Annotated in this window: 15 protein-coding genes; all 15 read right to left on the reverse strand. The window is 45.8% G+C overall.

The window, feature by feature from the left end; translation table 11 throughout:
- Positions 1-848: 848 nt before the first annotated feature.
- Positions 849-1052 carry a hypothetical protein gene (locus NST58_RS29125; protein ID WP_076194010.1) on the reverse strand — a complete coding sequence of 68 codons (204 nt, stop codon included), beginning with the start codon at positions 1050-1052 and terminating at the stop codon, positions 849-851.
- 1123 nt (positions 1053-2175) lie between these two features.
- Positions 2176-2307, reverse strand: coding sequence for a hypothetical protein (locus tag NST58_RS29130; RefSeq protein ID WP_256716575.1), 132 nt, complete (start codon positions 2305-2307; stop codon positions 2176-2178).
- A 59-nt stretch (positions 2308-2366) separates the two neighbouring features.
- A complete protein-coding gene (locus tag NST58_RS29135) occupies positions 2367-3644 on the reverse strand; it encodes a cation:proton antiporter (protein ID WP_076194004.1) in 1278 nt (425 codons plus the stop codon).
- A gap of 45 nt (positions 3645-3689) precedes the next feature.
- Positions 3690-4772 (reverse strand): hypothetical protein, encoded by a 1083-nt coding sequence (locus tag NST58_RS29140; protein ID WP_076194003.1) that lies wholly within the window; start codon positions 4770-4772, stop codon positions 3690-3692.
- A 20-nt stretch (positions 4773-4792) separates the two neighbouring features.
- The gene (locus tag NST58_RS29145) at positions 4793-5512 is read right to left on the reverse strand and encodes a 4'-phosphopantetheinyl transferase superfamily protein (RefSeq protein ID WP_076194002.1); all 720 of its coding nucleotides are present in this window, start codon (positions 5510-5512) and stop codon (positions 4793-4795) included.
- On the reverse strand, positions 5512-5778 hold the full coding sequence (locus NST58_RS29150) for an acyl carrier protein (protein ID WP_076194001.1): 267 nt from the start codon (positions 5776-5778) through the stop codon (positions 5512-5514). The genes NST58_RS29145 and NST58_RS29150 overlap by 1 nt, the downstream gene beginning before the upstream one ends.
- A 12-nt stretch (positions 5779-5790) precedes the next feature.
- Positions 5791-6771: a hypothetical protein gene (locus NST58_RS29155; protein WP_076194000.1), complete on the reverse strand. Its 981-nt coding sequence runs from the start codon at positions 6769-6771 to the stop codon at positions 5791-5793.
- Positions 6772-6816: 45 nt separating this feature from the next.
- Positions 6817-7800 (reverse strand): Gfo/Idh/MocA family oxidoreductase, encoded by a 984-nt coding sequence (locus NST58_RS29160; protein WP_076193999.1) that lies wholly within the window; start codon positions 7798-7800, stop codon positions 6817-6819.
- Between the two features lie 24 nt (positions 7801-7824).
- The gene (locus tag NST58_RS29165; RefSeq protein ID WP_076193997.1) at positions 7825-8070 is read right to left on the reverse strand and encodes an acyl carrier protein; all 246 of its coding nucleotides are present in this window, start codon (positions 8068-8070) and stop codon (positions 7825-7827) included.
- A 33-nt stretch (positions 8071-8103) separates the two neighbouring features.
- Positions 8104-9630, reverse strand: coding sequence for an amino acid adenylation domain-containing protein (locus tag NST58_RS29170; RefSeq protein ID WP_076193995.1), 1527 nt, complete (start codon positions 9628-9630; stop codon positions 8104-8106).
- Between the two features lie 5 nt (positions 9631-9635).
- Positions 9636-10772 (reverse strand): hypothetical protein, encoded by a 1137-nt coding sequence (locus NST58_RS29175; protein WP_143762778.1) that lies wholly within the window; start codon positions 10770-10772, stop codon positions 9636-9638.
- An 18-nt stretch (positions 10773-10790) separates the two neighbouring features.
- On the reverse strand, positions 10791-11798 hold the full coding sequence (locus NST58_RS29180; protein ID WP_076193992.1) for a hypothetical protein: 1008 nt from the start codon (positions 11796-11798) through the stop codon (positions 10791-10793).
- 18 nt (positions 11799-11816) lie between these two features.
- Entirely contained in the window at positions 11817-13022 is a 1206-nt protein-coding gene (locus tag NST58_RS29185) for a crosslink repair DNA glycosylase YcaQ family protein (protein ID WP_076193990.1), read from the reverse strand.
- Between the two features lie 10 nt (positions 13023-13032).
- Positions 13033-14295: a nucleotide disphospho-sugar-binding domain-containing protein gene (locus NST58_RS29190; protein ID WP_076193988.1), complete on the reverse strand. Its 1263-nt coding sequence runs from the start codon at positions 14293-14295 to the stop codon at positions 13033-13035.
- A complete protein-coding gene (locus NST58_RS29195; RefSeq protein ID WP_076193986.1) occupies positions 14292-15509 on the reverse strand; it encodes a radical SAM protein in 1218 nt (405 codons plus the stop codon). Before NST58_RS29195 ends, NST58_RS29190 begins: the two co-directional genes overlap by 4 nt.

Genomic DNA, 15509 nt, shown 5'->3' on the forward strand with positions numbered 1-15509 from the left:
TTCTTTCATGTTCTGATAGGGTATGGTGAATTCTTTTGGTCTTCCACCCCTTATGCCTTGTTATCCATCCCTCAGATGCCACTTTATTGTCGTGTGCTTGAATAAAGGGTTGGTACTGATCTCCAGTTCCTTGACCCCTACCTTTTTTAATATAGTTCTCTTGAAGTTTAACTATGCGTGAAGCTCGGCGTGACATATATTAACCCCCCAGTTTTTGATACCATATTCAAACAACTAATGGCCTCGCCCTTAAAAAGGGCGAAGCCGTTACCTTCAAGTTGTTTATGTTTATTCTGAGGTGTTATTATTAATCTTTAACCCATTTATTTCAATTTAAACTATTTTCTATATATTCGTAATTATTTCACGAAGACATCACGAACATACAATTTCGTTAAGTTCTTCAGAAAGGAATGAAAAAATGAAGCCTTTCATTTATATGCCTTACTTTCAAAAAGAGCCACAAAGCGGAGAATACACATTTTTTTTGGAAACGCACAAAGAGCACTTGGCTCCCAATTTGAGAATATTGACAAAGAAGCTAGAGAAGTAGCTTCCAGATATTTAAGTGAAGCTGGTGCTCATTTTATTTCCGAACGAGATGATCCAACCAGGGCAGCGGAAGAGGCACAGGAGTTATTATTTCTTCAATTTTACAATAAGCTCATTTCAGTTATTTAAGTATTTTTGATCTAAAAATTTAAGAACCAAGCGATAATCTAACACCAAAAATGAACCGGCTCCTGGATCACCGTTCGTCATGATTCCAATCCACCGTATTGATTTCCTTTTAGTATCGATTTTAAATGAGGGGCTCCCACTCAATCTGTAACTTGTCCTTCCCATTCTTATACTAGCAGATACTGATACCCATATTTATACAGCGTATGATGTATCCGGTTTGAATGCCAGCCTGGAGTACGGGTTAACCATCCTTCGGATGCTACTTTATTATCATTTGCTTGAATGAAAGGAATGTAGTCTGCTCCTCTTCCTTGTCCTCTTCCATCTCTAAGTCGATTTAGATGTATTTTGTATACAGAATTTGTCATTCAATCCTCCTCCTTTCAATACAGAAAGACGCATAACAGGTTAACAGGTCTGTCATGCGTCTCTAGAAGTATTATATGTAACCAATTAACCTCATTATCATATTTTAAAACAGACTTCTTTGATGCCGGATGTCAGTTTAATTTTCAGGAACTCTAAGCTACGATCTAATAGTGAACCCTTAGTACATTTATGAATCTAGTTTGATTTCACAAAGAACATGCCAAAAAACAAATAATAGTTATACTACATATTAGTTTGGTAAACACACTTCATTGTTTCCATACTAACCATTATTGTCTAAAACCCAATATTTTATTCCGATGTATTCGTTAGAAGATTTAATACAAATACTTGTAATTTTTTATGAACACTCTTACCCTCTATCCGTTTGTCAAATAGCCTAGAGATGAATCTGTTAAAGGTCTAAAAGATTCAGAAATGAGTTATGCGTTGTTAAACCATAGCAGTTCCATTCCCCCTCATATAGGGGACTTATGTATGCATCGCATCAATCTTTACTTTAAATGCTTCTCTCAAAGAAAACTCAGATGAATATCCATAATAACCAAATAAGATTCTAACGGGCTTCATCTCTTACATTAAATTTGCTTAACAAGCATTTCTACTATGGACATTCGTCAAATATCACAAAGTAGAATTCATATAACAAATTTTTTGTTTGTAACGCGATATTCAATACCGCACTTAACAAAATAAGACTTCTACCAGAGAATATCTCTAATAGAAGTCCTGAATTTCTTGCGAATAAGGATTTTTCTTTGGCATTCATGCACAAAAATGTTGTATTAAAGTGCAGCACCAACAGAACAATACCAGTCATCCATAGCTAAAGCTTGTAACATATCCGTTGAGGCCATCCCCCCATACAATTTCCACCCGTTTCCCGGTTATCGTCTCCCACTCCAGTTTCTGGATCACGGATCCACGCCGCATATCCAGCCGCCGTATGTGTGAATGAACCTTACCGGGGAACAAACTGCATTTCTCTCTATTAATATAAATTTCAACATTCTTGATGTTCATTACGTTCAACATATATTGGTTATTTTCGGAATAACAGTAGGCTTCTTCCACGTAAGTGATGGGAACCGTGCCTTAGAATCAATTCAGGTAGGTCCGGCTCACCGAGTGGATCGTCCAGCTTCCACTCAGACCGATATATCCGTTCGCAATGGTTAACACGGTCTCATTCCGTAGATTAATCTCCCACTGGTAACCGGTTTCCGTGATCATCTACGGTTTGTTCATAATAAGGAGAGTGAATGGGGACTCTACATACACTTTTTATGAAATCATTCCTCAAGAGGAAGCGGATGCGGGCTTGCAGCCGGGCGAAGAATCGTTACGGCTGGGGTTCGGTAGATCAGCTTCAGACCAAGGGCGCTGCCGATCGAGGTCACAATGGCCATAATAACCAGGCTGACATAAATTCTCCTATCAATGACCTGGGCTTCAAGCGCAATCGAGGCGATAATTATTTCCACGGCTCCTCTGGCGTTCAGTCCCAATCCGATCGTCAGTGCCTGGTTCCAGCGCAACCCTCCCAGACGCGCACCGACCGAGGATCCGAGAATTTTCCCTATACAGGCGAACACAACAATAATCAATACCAATTGGAGGTCAAAATCCTGAAAGAAGTTGGCCTTTAGGCCGATCGTCGAGAAATACAAGGGCGAAAAAAAATACGTACAAATCGAAGACAAGCCACCTTTCAGTGTTTTAATAGTGTCGTTGTAGAATTGATGCTTGAACAGAATACCCATTATAAAAACAGCGAAAAACGGATGTACATGGTTTTTTTCAGCCAATGCGGCGATCAGGACAACCAGAAAAATAACAAAGCCAATGTTCGCTCCCTTTACACGTGTCAGCTGCTGATTGATGAACGACTTTAGCCATTTGAAGACCAGCACCATAATAAAGGGAAACGTCACGATGGTTAGCATCCGGGTTGCAATTTGAAGCCCCGACCGATTCTCCTGCGAGATCAGGAAGATACCGCCCGCGAATAGACTCCAGCCGATCAAATCATTGATGATCGCCGATCCGACTATGATCGAACCAGTCCGTGTATTCAGAATGTTCAGATCCGACAAAATCTTCAGAATGATCGGCAAGGCAGAAATGGAGAGCGCCACACCCATAAACCCGGCGAGATAAACCGGATGCAGATTTCCCGAGCCGGAAGTGAAAACTTCGGAAAAGACAAAAATGATTCCAATTCCGATCAACATGGGAACAATCAGACTTAACACGCTTGTTATGATAATCGTCTTCCGGCTATTGAAGAAATGCTTCAGTTCAATTTCCAGGCCCAGATAAAACATAAAAAACAACATCGCAAACTGGGTAAAATAACTCAGCGGCTCGGAAACGCCTCCGGTAAACCCCCACATTTTCGAATACGTTTCGGGTAGAAGGCCCATGATGCTTGGACCGAGTAAAATACCCGCGAGCAATTCTCCGATAATTGCCGGAAGATTGATTCTTCTGGCTAGTCCGCCCAGGCTAAGCGCAGCTAAGAGCAGAATACTGATCTGCATAAAAAACAGAAATAGATCGCCTTCCACCTGTCAACCCCCGTCCCGATTTTAATGATTTCTCCTACCAGTCGGTCACAATCCCTCCATGAGAAGCAGCAGCGATTTCTGACTCTTCATTATTTGTTCCAGACTTTTCTCCACTTTGCTTTGAATATAATTCTCATGTTTTCCCCGCATACGGTTGGCCTGCATGATGCTTGACAGCTTAATAATGTTCACGATCAGTTCATCCAGGTCTGATTTAATTTTCTCTACTAGAAGGGCGTCCTCCACTTCGCTGAATTCTTCGAACAACAGCCTGAGAAAATGAAAACTGAATTTCAGGTCGAAAAAACATTTCCACAGCGCTTCTCTCTCCTGAACATCCAAAACCTGCGTAATTGCGTCCCGGTAGAATGAGCCTAATTGCTGCAAGGCATTAATGCCGTAGTAAAAATCTCGATTGCCTTCCCGTACCGGGCCCCGATGGTAATGGATCTGTATGATTTCACGCAAAATATCCCGGGCCAGTACTTGTTTGTCCGGCAGTCGTTTTTTGTCCATATGGACGTGGCACACTCCGTTGACCAACTGCTCTTTTACATCCTCAAACTCGCTAATTTCCGGGATATACCTCAAACCTTTCCAGAATTGCATCAAATTATCACCGTCGATATCTCCCTGAAATTTATTTGGGACCGGGTCATACAGTTGATATGACGTAAAATCACCACCCGTAACGGCAAGCCAATGCGTCATAAGCATCAAGCGGCCATCCCGGACAATGTTATCCACGAAGTGTCGGCTGTGATAATCCTTGGATTGTGGCAAATGATACGTCGTTCCACCCATAATCAGGCAGTTGTCCTGCTTGAGATAGCGATGAAGGTAATCCTGCTTTGCACTTTCTTCGATTTCAATAAACTCCAGTGTCAAACCCAGCTTTGTCTGTAAATACTGGCGTCCTAGCCGTTGAACGTCCCACATGTATACTTCGCCTCTAAGATCCGTTCGGTCCAGGGCGAACGTCGGAACGCTCAGTAGATCGTGATTTGTCAGAAGATTAATACCAATATCATACCGGTTGGCGTTCAACCACATATTGATCAAAGGATATAGACATGGGATATAATAAGGAATATCCATATCCGGGATTGACTTTTGAACGGTTTCCAAAACGTTTGGCCTCCCTTACCTCATAATACTGTTGTTTGCTTTCCGCCATACTTACCCGAGATGAACGCGAGCACCACCGAATGATCCTCTACAGTCATTACAAGCTCAGGCGTGTTGTAGCAGACGGCCAGCTTGTAAACCTCCTCATACTTCTGTAGATACAAACGACAGTCCTCCACCGCCAACTCATCGTGCACACAGTAGCCATCCTCCATACTCGGCCTAATTTCAAAGCTGTTTAACGGCTTATTTAGGCCGTATCCCAGCATTTTGATATAAGCTTCCTTGCAGCTCCAAATGTCAAAGAACTTGGAAGTTCTGCTTACAGGATCTTCCCCGGATAAAATAAAGGCATGTTCTTCCTCCATAAAAAAACGCTGGCTGATCTCCAAATCCAACTCGTGAACGACCTGGATATCCACACCCACTACGTCCGGACTGACGGCGCAGCACACCCAATCACCCGAATGGCTGATATTGAACTGAACCCCATGCCCACCGTTTAAGTGCGGTTTACCAAATCTTCCGTTGACAAGCGCTATGTCGCCAATACCCCAGTCCTTCTCCAGCACATAATACAACAGGCATCTGGCAAACAGACTCCGCCTTCTCTCAGGCAGGGACCGAATTTCGCCGAGTTGCAACCGGCCGTACAAAAAGGTCTCGTCTATCTCCAGCTCATCGAACCGTGTTTGCATCATATACATTTGAGTACAGGTTCCCTTATGCATACCTCTCATCAAAGCACCTGCTCGTGCCGCTTTTCGGAAATGAGCCGGACGAAATCGTCAAAGGTGGAGAATCGTTCCAGACTCAAATAATCATCGTCGAATTCGATATCGAATTCTCCTTCCAGCCGCACAATCAGCATAACGAAAGTAATAGAGTTAAGGGTGTAATCGCTTAGTTCGTACTTCATAAAATCAAAGCTCAATGGTTCCCTATTAGCTTCGGCCACTTCATTCACAATTTCCCTTACAATAAGTCCGATCTCCGCTTGTTGCATTGCTTCTCACTCCTACAAGTAGTTAAATAGAGTATTCGCATGTTTTAATTTCTCGTAGAACTGCGTTTCCTTGACCAAAATGTCGTTGAGATAACGGATCACCTTCTCCTTAACCCCATCAAATTTACCGGATAGGTACAATTTGAGCATGTACTTATGGAAAATATCCCAGCTCCTGTAAATCTCATGCATGTCCGTGGACAACCCATGAATCTTTTCGGATTGGCTTCGGTGAGCGATAAAAGCAAGTAGCTTGGACATTTTGTTTCTGTTCTTCCGATAGCGGTCAAAGTTAATATAGAACAGTGAAACGTCATAGCCGGGTACACCTTCAATTTCTGTGGCAAAGTCGAAATACCGGCCGAAATCCGCAGTGAACTCCTCCAGCGATTCCAGAGATCCGTATTTCTCGTAGTTCGCCAGTATATCGGCACCGATTTGCTCGTAGCGATATATCTGGGACGAGGTCAGTTCGTATCTGTAGACTCCGAGCAGCCCATTGTCCAAGTGATTAAAGGGTAGAGTCACCCCATTTTTACCGTAGAAGCTGTCCGTACAAATGAAGCTACACCGGGAACGATCAACACCGGAAATGACAATACCATGATCGATATGTTTGGTTTGATATTCCGCGATCCACGGGCACCAAAAGCCGTCGATATCCAAGGCAACGGGCCGGGAATCCTTCAGCTCATCCATGACAAAACCGGAAATATCCGGTTCCGTAGACTTCTTAAGGTAATGAAATCGGATACCGTGGTACTGGGCCAAATATTCGAGGTTATGGCCAATCTTTTCGTCATGCTTCAGCAAAGGACCGAACATGTAAGGTCCGGCTCCCAGATCGTGGGTGACATAAGCAAAGTGCCAGGCGTCTTTGTACATCAGCATGTGATCCTTACCAAGAAAGGAGGCGATGGTGGCCAAAGACTCCTCGGTGCAATTTCTTGCGTCGTCATGATCGATTAAACTTACTGGTATGAGAAGTTCCATCCTTACCCCCTGTGTTTCAATGGACTAACGCCTGTTCTCAAGGTTCTAGACCAGCACTCGCACTCCTCGTTCAAAGGATTCTATGATTCGGTTTGCCAGATACAATACTCTGTAGCCGTGGCTCGCCTTAACGGGAGGATCCTTACCAAGCACAAGGGCTTTGCATATTTCGTTAATGTGCTTGTCCAGGTTGTAAATCACATCACAATCAACGGAATTAAAAAGACTAGGACGCCACTCTACTAGATCTTCGCTTCCCATGCTCTGGAAGCTGTACCTTTTCACGAAGTCTTCTATCCTTATTTTTCCTTTTGTTCCTGTAATTTCCATGAATTGGGAAGGCCGGTAAAAATCAATGGAGTCATAAGAACCAACAAGACTCCCCACCCCCCCGTTCTTCAGCTTAAACGCCACACTTAGCGAGGAGCACCCTTTTTGCGTCACATTTGTCATCTCGGCCATAACGGATTCAATCTCACCGCACAAATGTTCAATCAGATCCAACCCGTGGCATTGGCTCTCGATAAGATTTCGGTATTCGTGATCCGCGCAGCTGCCTTGATGCTCAAGCTTCCACAGGACGATCAAAGGATCGCCCAGCTTGTTTTTTTGGATCGCTTTATAGGCATACTGCACAGGTTTGCCAAATCTGTGCATGAAGTTGATCGAGACAAAGGTATGCGTCCTCTCGATCTCCTGTAATAACCGTTCTCCTTCCGCGAGAGAGAACGATAAGGGCTTTTCGATCAGTAGTGGCACTCCCTGCCGGATTGCATAGAGCGTGTCCAAATAATTATGCATTCCGTTCAGGCAGATACTGACCAGGTCGACCTTCTCACTGCGGTACATCTCGCGGATATCGGTGTAAGGACGAATGTTATACCGTCCGGCGATTTCCCTCGTCTTTATTTCATCCCTACCGACCACGGCACACAGTTTCGTATGCCGGTTTCGATCGAAGGAAATCAGGTGCTGATTCCCCCAGGGTCCCGTCCCTACGACGGCCACATTCAGATGTTCCTTATCCATTTAATCTCCCCACCGCTGAATACTTCAACTGATCTTCTGTTCCACATATTTCACCAGATTGCCGAAGGTCTCAAAGCTGTCGAATCCTAGCATATCAATATCAAATTCGATGGTATATTCGCTTTCCAAATCGAGCACGGATCGAATAAAATTAATGGAGTTTACGCCGATCGTATCGAGATAGCTGTTGTTCTTCACTTTGTCCATATCGACAGAAACATCAACATGGCTTGTAATAATCTCTCTGACTCTCTGTTCAACGGAATTCATCTTTTCCACACTCCTTCGTTATGGATCTCCCCGTCATTGAGGGACCGTCAGATTCTCCAAGCTTATCAAGGCGTTTCGGTCAATTTTGAAATTCGGGGTATAAGGCAACTGGTCTAGCCGGATCAACTGTTCCGGGATCATGTAGCCGGGTAATACCTTTCGCAGGCTCGAGATCAGCTGCCGCTCGTCTACACTCCCATCCGACACATAATACCCACACAAATAGGAATGACCGTTTTTCCCAGTCTTCGGCACAACGGCGACATGAGTAATAACTTGCTGCCATAACAGAACCGATTCGATCTCACCCGGTTCGATCCGGAATCCACGGATTTTGACCTGATGGTCGTTCCTGCCCAGGAACTCGAAAGTCCCCTCATCCGAGCACCGGACCAAATCGCCGGACTTGAAGATCATCCCCCCGTCTTCAAACGGATTTTTCCTGAACTTCTCGGCGGTTAGCTGTGGCTGATTCAGATAGCCCTTGGCCACCTGAGGCCCGCCGATATACAGCTCCCCGATCACCCCCGGTTCCACTTCCTTCATGTCCGGATCAAGCACGTACACCTTCACACTACGAAACGGTTTGCCAATGGTGATGGAATTACGGCTCTTCAGATTAGCAGCCATGCACCAGATTGTAGACTCGGTGGGACCGTAAAGGTTATAAATGTTGGCGTCCGTGTAGGTCCGGATATGCTCCAGCACCGGTAAAGGCAACGCCTCTCCCCCAAGTAGCACATCGGTCACCCGCCGAAGACAGTCAAGTTCCTTATCGTAATCCAGCAGTAGTTGCATAGCGGAAGGCGTCATCTGAACTATGTCTATTTCCTTCTCGGAAATGATCTTCTTCAGCAAATGCGGATTTCGCTGCTCCCTCTCGTTAGCGATTACGATCCGCATGCCGTACAAGAGGGGAACCAGTAGTTCCAGCAGTGAAATATCGAAGGAAATGGTTGTTAGGAAGAGCATTGCACCGCCGTCCGGGAATGCTATCTCGCCGGTGATGCCGTACACGAATGAAGCTAGCGCTTCCTGGGTAATGACCGTGCCCTTTGGCAAGCCCGTCGATCCGGATGTGTACAACAGGTATGCAGCCTCGTCCAGATTCGCTGTCGCGGGCTGCAGTCCGAATTCGTCCACCAGGTCGATCTCCTCGTAACCGACCGTATACTCATAGTAAGCCAGACTGGGCACAAGGCTCTGATTAACGATTATCAGTTCGCAGCCGCTGTCCTCAACAATATGTCTGATTCGCTGAGGCGGATACTGCGGGTCGAGCGGCAGGAACGCCGCTCCGGTCTTCATAATACCCAGCAACGCTACCGACAGGTCCAACGTCCGGTTCATAAAAAGACCGACAACACTCCGACTCGTAACCGCCCTCCGTTGCAAAAACGCCGCCACCCGGTTCGACCGCTTGTCCAGCTCTTCGTACGACAAAGCTTGTTCACCGCAGACGAGTGCCGTCTTCATCAGGTTACCGTCTAGACGTTCTCGAAAAAGCCGGATATAGGGAACGAGAGTGCCGGTATCCAAGTCATAACGGTCATTGGGCATGGCAATCAACCCTTATCCGCATAAATTACTTTGTTATCAGCACTTATTTGCTCAATCTCTTTCAGCCCTTTTTTCCAGCGGTACACATTCTCAGCATCCTTGATATGGTCCATCAGTAACCGGGTGCATTCGATGTCCTTGTCGCGCAATTTTTCGTATAGCTGGATGACTTTGTTCTTCACGCCTTTATCCTGGCTAACCACGAATTTTATAAGGCTGTTTCTGCAGGATAGGGCGAACTTCTCCAATTCGTCAAATGCACTTAAATCCGTGAATGATTCATCCAACACATCGAGCTCCTTCATATAGGCTGCCCGCATCTTCATAGCTTTGGCATGGCTGTACACAAAATTGAACAACCGGAAGTCCATGTATTTCTTGTCCAGCTCCTCACTGATCGCATCATAACATTTAACACCGAACCGGATGTTATTGTAGGGGTCTTCAAAACCGTCCAGATAACGTTTGAGTGCGTACTTCAGTTCACCTTTGTTGAGACTGATTTCGGTCGAGCTGTACTTGAAGGCCAGTAACCGCTCATGCTCCAGATTTTTGCTGCATTCATAGCTACTATAGGCCTTGATGAAGTCCTCATAGCTGACTTCCCTGAATTTGAAAGCTACATTCCGGTCGAAGGGCCCGTAGAAGTCGGCCACGTTCAGGATCTTTTGCTCAGTGTCAAAGCCATAGATCAGCGTGCGGCTGTTGTAATGGATTCTCTGGTTGAATAAGGCGACCGGAATGTAAAAGCAGTCAATTTCCAGAAACATATACAGTCCGTTGGAAATACATTCCTCAATCAAATCCGTTATCGTCTCATACTTTTTCTCCAGCGTATCCCGGTCCCATTCCACCCTACTCAGAAGCTGGCAATCGTGAATCGAGCTGTCCGGAAAAGGCTTGTCAAAATAATTATGCTTTGTCCCTTCCGGTCTAAAGCAATGCAGCTTGGTCGAGAATGGCTTGTCGAATGACATCGTTTGGATTCCGTCCGTTTCATAGCACCACAGATCGATAAAGTTTCGGATAAACCACTTCTTCATGTTGATATCATCCTCGTGTACCCACAGCACGGACAACAGATCCGCATCGTCCACATCACACGAGAATGGCGGCTTGGCAACATCCAATATTTTCCTCATTATTTCACCCTTTCTAAATTACCCCATAAGATTCATCAACAGTTCACAGCATTCGGCATCAAGTTCCTTCAGGTTCAGAAGCTCCTGTCTCACTTTACCTTTGAGGGTTTCGTTCTCGACCCGTTCTGTCATGATCTGATATTTAAAATGGAAATTACGAACCCGCAGGCTGTCCTCTTCCAGTTGGCCAAACTTTCGGAAGGAAGCCGATGTGAGGTCCAGAAGCCCCAGGGCTTGCAGATACTCTGCCTTCACCCGTAGCAGCATGTTACGCTCGTGTAGCACATGGAAGAAGCCCCAATTCAGACAGGTCCCATCCGACAGACTTTCTACGGCGCGATCATAAAGGGCCAGTCCGCCGATGGCTTCGGCCGACTGTGTTCCATGAACATAGTCGGCCAGGGAAGAGCGGAAGGTTGAGGTGTTCCACTCTCCGTTTTCCTCCGTGTACTTCCTAAGTAGGTAGACATCGTGAAATACCGGATTGATACCTTCATCGAATGCGTTATAGGCGTTATACACGTCCTCATAAGTAATCGGCTCCAGCGCGTATTTCCCCCCTTTGTAGCCGTCCGCTGCATACAACAGCCCGGAACGATGGTCGTATCCATAGAACATTGTTTGATGGTTGAAATGCCGCTTCCGGTATTCCGCGGCGCAAGGGAGATAATACTTGTTCAGGGACACGGCGACGTAGAAACCTTCATCTATCGCCTGTCTGATCCAACTTGCCACGCCGTCCGGTCCGACATCGGCCCTGTCGAACTTTCGGTATTCCAGTAGATCACAATTCAGCAGAAGAGACTCGCCGTAGTTTTGCGTGTAGCTGAGCGAACAATCGGCATCGGAGTATGGGTCGTTGATGATGTACAGCCCAGTATAGTGGTCGATCACCCATTGCTTAAAACGGTCGACGGTTTCATGGGTCTGTAGAACCGAGAACAAATTGGCGCTGTCGGAGTAAGAACTGAGCAACGGGTCAGCCATGTTCAAAAAACGCTTCTCTTGCGGAAATGAACCGATCAATGAATGTCACCTACCTAATTACATAATTTTGAGTAGCGATTCCGCAGTCAGCCCGTCCGCCTTCAGATAGGAGCAAAAAGCCTGCAGCGCTTCCGTCACCGCGGAGATTGTGTTGTCCGTTACGGCGACCCCCTCCTCCCACCACCATTTTTTGATACTAAGCGGCTCGTTCGCCCGGTGTTTCTCGGGCTCGAATCTGGCCACAAGTTGGTTACCGTAAAGCACCGGAAGCACATAGTAACCGTATTTCCGACTAGAAACGGGTTTGTATACTTCCCAGCTGTACTCGAAATTAAAAATGTCCTTGACCAGCTTCCGATCCCATAGCAGATTGTCTAGAGGAGCCAGGAAAAAGGCTTTCCGGTCCACATCTAAAGCCGTCTTGTTCAGAATGGCCATATCTTCGGCCCTCATGTAAAACGTCTCCTTCAGGTCCCAGACCTTAAGTCTGATCAACTCACCAGCTTCGGACAATTCATTCAGCACCTGGGCTCGCAGATGCTTGTCCGACACGAAGTGGCCGAGCCAGCCCCCTCCGTTACGGTCCCAATAGGCCCCTATGCTTCCAATCCTCCTCTTGAAATACCATTTATAAAAGGCATGGTCGTCCCCGAACGGATCTGCCCGCTCCAGAATGTCCTGTGGCAGCAGATTCTCGGTCAGATCATAGATCTTCTGGGTGTTTTTCTTTTCTTTCACCGACAAGGATCCCATGTTCCACATGTAATCCATGGTGGCGCTTGACAGTTTTCCATGGCCCCAGCGTCCGTTCTCAGCGCGGCCAAGGTCCAACCGCGAAGGGGATACGGGACCGTTGTTCGCAATGAATTCCCTGACGTTATCCACGTACTTGAGCGCTTCACTCGACTTTCGGTATGCCAGAATTCCCTCGGTCTCTTCCCTCTTTCTGACCCGAAGCCTTTGGAAGTATGGCCAATCCTCCAAAGAATAAATCGCCATCATCTTATCCCATCCGTCAATTAAATCCCTTGTCTCGTAGAGGAGCTTGTCCAGTAAGTCTGGGTCGTAATCGTTAAAGCGGGACTGAAGCACAAGATCGGGATTATGCCCGACCATGTTCAATGGGTCATACTGAATACAGCCCACTCTCTTGATGAATTCGATGATACCCAGCCGGTCAGCACTGGGCTTCGTTGGGAGCAAGCCTTGATAAGCGATCAGAAACGTTCTCAGATCTTCTTTGGAAACTTCTATACTGTCCATTTCTTCCTCCTTACAATACATTCTCTAGGGTGATGGAAAGGTTGGTGCTTGCGTTCCGGAGTGAGGCTCCCAGTCTGCGCGATCTAACGTTGTAACTATCGTCTGCCAGCAGCAATCCGATCCTGTCCAGCAGACAGAAAGATGCTACATCCCCGGACATCATAACCCCAGCCCCCAGTTCTTGAATCCTTCTGGCGTTAATTAGCCGCTCGCCGGATGTTGGAATCAGAAGCATCGGCAATCCCTCCATTGCAGCTTCACTAATGCTACTTAGTCCACCGTGGCTGACGAACACCCTCACTTGCTTCAGATATTCCTCTATCGGTAAATATGTGTGACAGACCACGTTGGTAGAAACGCACACCTCTTCCGTCGCCCATTGATCCAAATTGCGAGTGATAATATACGCGGACAAACCGGAAGCCGACAGTTGTTTAATGATGTCGTTCATTCGCTCAGCTTGCTCCACATCCTCGATCTCCCCCATGTACACCAATAAGTCTTTTAAGGGTGGGGCATTCTCCAGTACAGGTCTATTGGGCAAGTTACCGTCTGCTGGCTGTCTACCGATAAAACAATACGCCTGTTCGGCCTTCTTCAAGTAACTTTCCGGATAGAGCTCACGTGAACTTGCCACGATATTGGTCTCGCTGAAGAAGCTACTGAAGTAATCGAAGTCCATCTTCGTTTGGGCACTAAGCCTTTTGGAGAAGTCATCCAGCATGTCGACCGTGCCTTTTCTTGAGAATAAAGGTTTATCGGTGTCAAGAACATAGTTCATCCTCAGGAAATCATCAAGGTTCTCATCCCGTATCGAGCCGCACGGCAACAACGTCGGAATCAGGGATATCGGCGTCAGACCATAGGTTTTTGATACTACATATCCAAAGTAGAGATAGTAATCATACAGGAGCAAATCGTACTGACTGAAATCCTCCTCCAGATTTTTTAAGTATTTTTTGATACACCGCCATCGGTACAAATAGCTAGCCTCAAGCACCTGGCCTTTCTTCTCCGGTTCTGTTCGGGCTATCCTGTTCTTGGGGACTACCTGTTCGTTAGCCGGTGAGAGGTTTCTGCCGAAATTGAAGATATAGTCCAGAAAGTACTGATTATAAATCTTTAGCTTCATATCGGGATTATGTAGAATCGCACGGTGAGAGTCCTTAATATAAATCGTGACCTCATGTTTCAACCCCGTCAAATAATCGAACAGATGAAGAAACGGTTTAACATGACTTTCTTCAGGGAGGGTCAGGACAACAATTTTCATGTCAGACTCCCGGTTCTTCTTTTCTCTTTTCTCAATACTGACGATAGGCTCTTTAAGGTGAGTTTCTCGTCAGTACTGAATAAGATAGTTATCGATTTCTGAAGATTCCCAATCTTTTTTTTGTCGATCAGCGATTGCTGCTCCTGTTCGTCTAGCCAGCATAGGAAATCTTCATTGTCCATGATATAGCCCGTAATGTTCCGGTTTAGCCTTTTTATCAATCGTTTGAAGAAATGGAAACGCTCTATGCTGTATTTATCAATGAGCCATAAATTAAAGCTGTGATCGGGATAATCCATAATTTCCCCCATTTGAATTTTCCTGAAGGATAGGTTTCCCTCTATATTCTCAATAATCAAATATTCAAACTTGTTGAGAGCATCGTACATTTTCCTGCTGCCCGGTTCGTAGTTGTCAATCAACAGATCATTGTCCGGCGTATTGATCCAATAATTGGGGTTCGGAGCGCTCTGCCCCCACTCCACATAACCCCGATAGAGCGTGCAGTATCGGCAGGATCTTATCGGCTCCTCAAGTCTTTGCTCGATTATAGTCGAGGTCATTCCCTGCTCGAACAAGTCAATACCGTCACTCATGTCAGAGAGCGCAGTTCCATATTTCTTGTCATAATGTCTTAGACTGATTGGTCGTGGGCATTTATATATTCTCCCTCGATAAAGATTGGTGGAGTTGTATATTAAATTGCATCTTTTGAAAATCTTCTCTACATCCTCTAGATTGTCCTCAAAGGTATAATCGATCTCGAAGCATACTGGCTTGTATTCAAAATTTACGACGCCCTCGTCCTCCAACCGCTGCCGCCCCTCAGCAATATAAGGCTGATTTTTCTCTTCCGGGTAATTCGAAATTTGAACTGTAATGTCGTTCCCCCGAACTATCTCAAAAAAATCCTGAGGCATTTTTCTAAGCAGCATACCGTTCGTAACTAGATGGATGTCCGCTTCTGGTTGATAGGTTCTCGTCAGCTTGATGTATGTAGCTACATGCTTGGACAGAAGCGGCTCCCCTCCTAGTAACCGAATTTTCTTGATCTTCACGCCAAGCTGCACCAGCCGTTTCATATCTTTCTCGTAAGTTTCCACACCGTATTCATCGGCCTCGGCGATGTTTCCAAAGTCGCAGCATACGCTACAGTTTAAATTGCAATGCTCCGTAATTTTGATTTCCAGATAACTCAGGAGGAAATCGTCCAT

Source organism: Paenibacillus sp. FSL R10-2796 (assembly GCF_037965315.1).
Lineage (GTDB): Bacteria > Bacillota > Bacilli > Paenibacillales > Paenibacillaceae > Paenibacillus_AQ > Paenibacillus_AQ odorifer.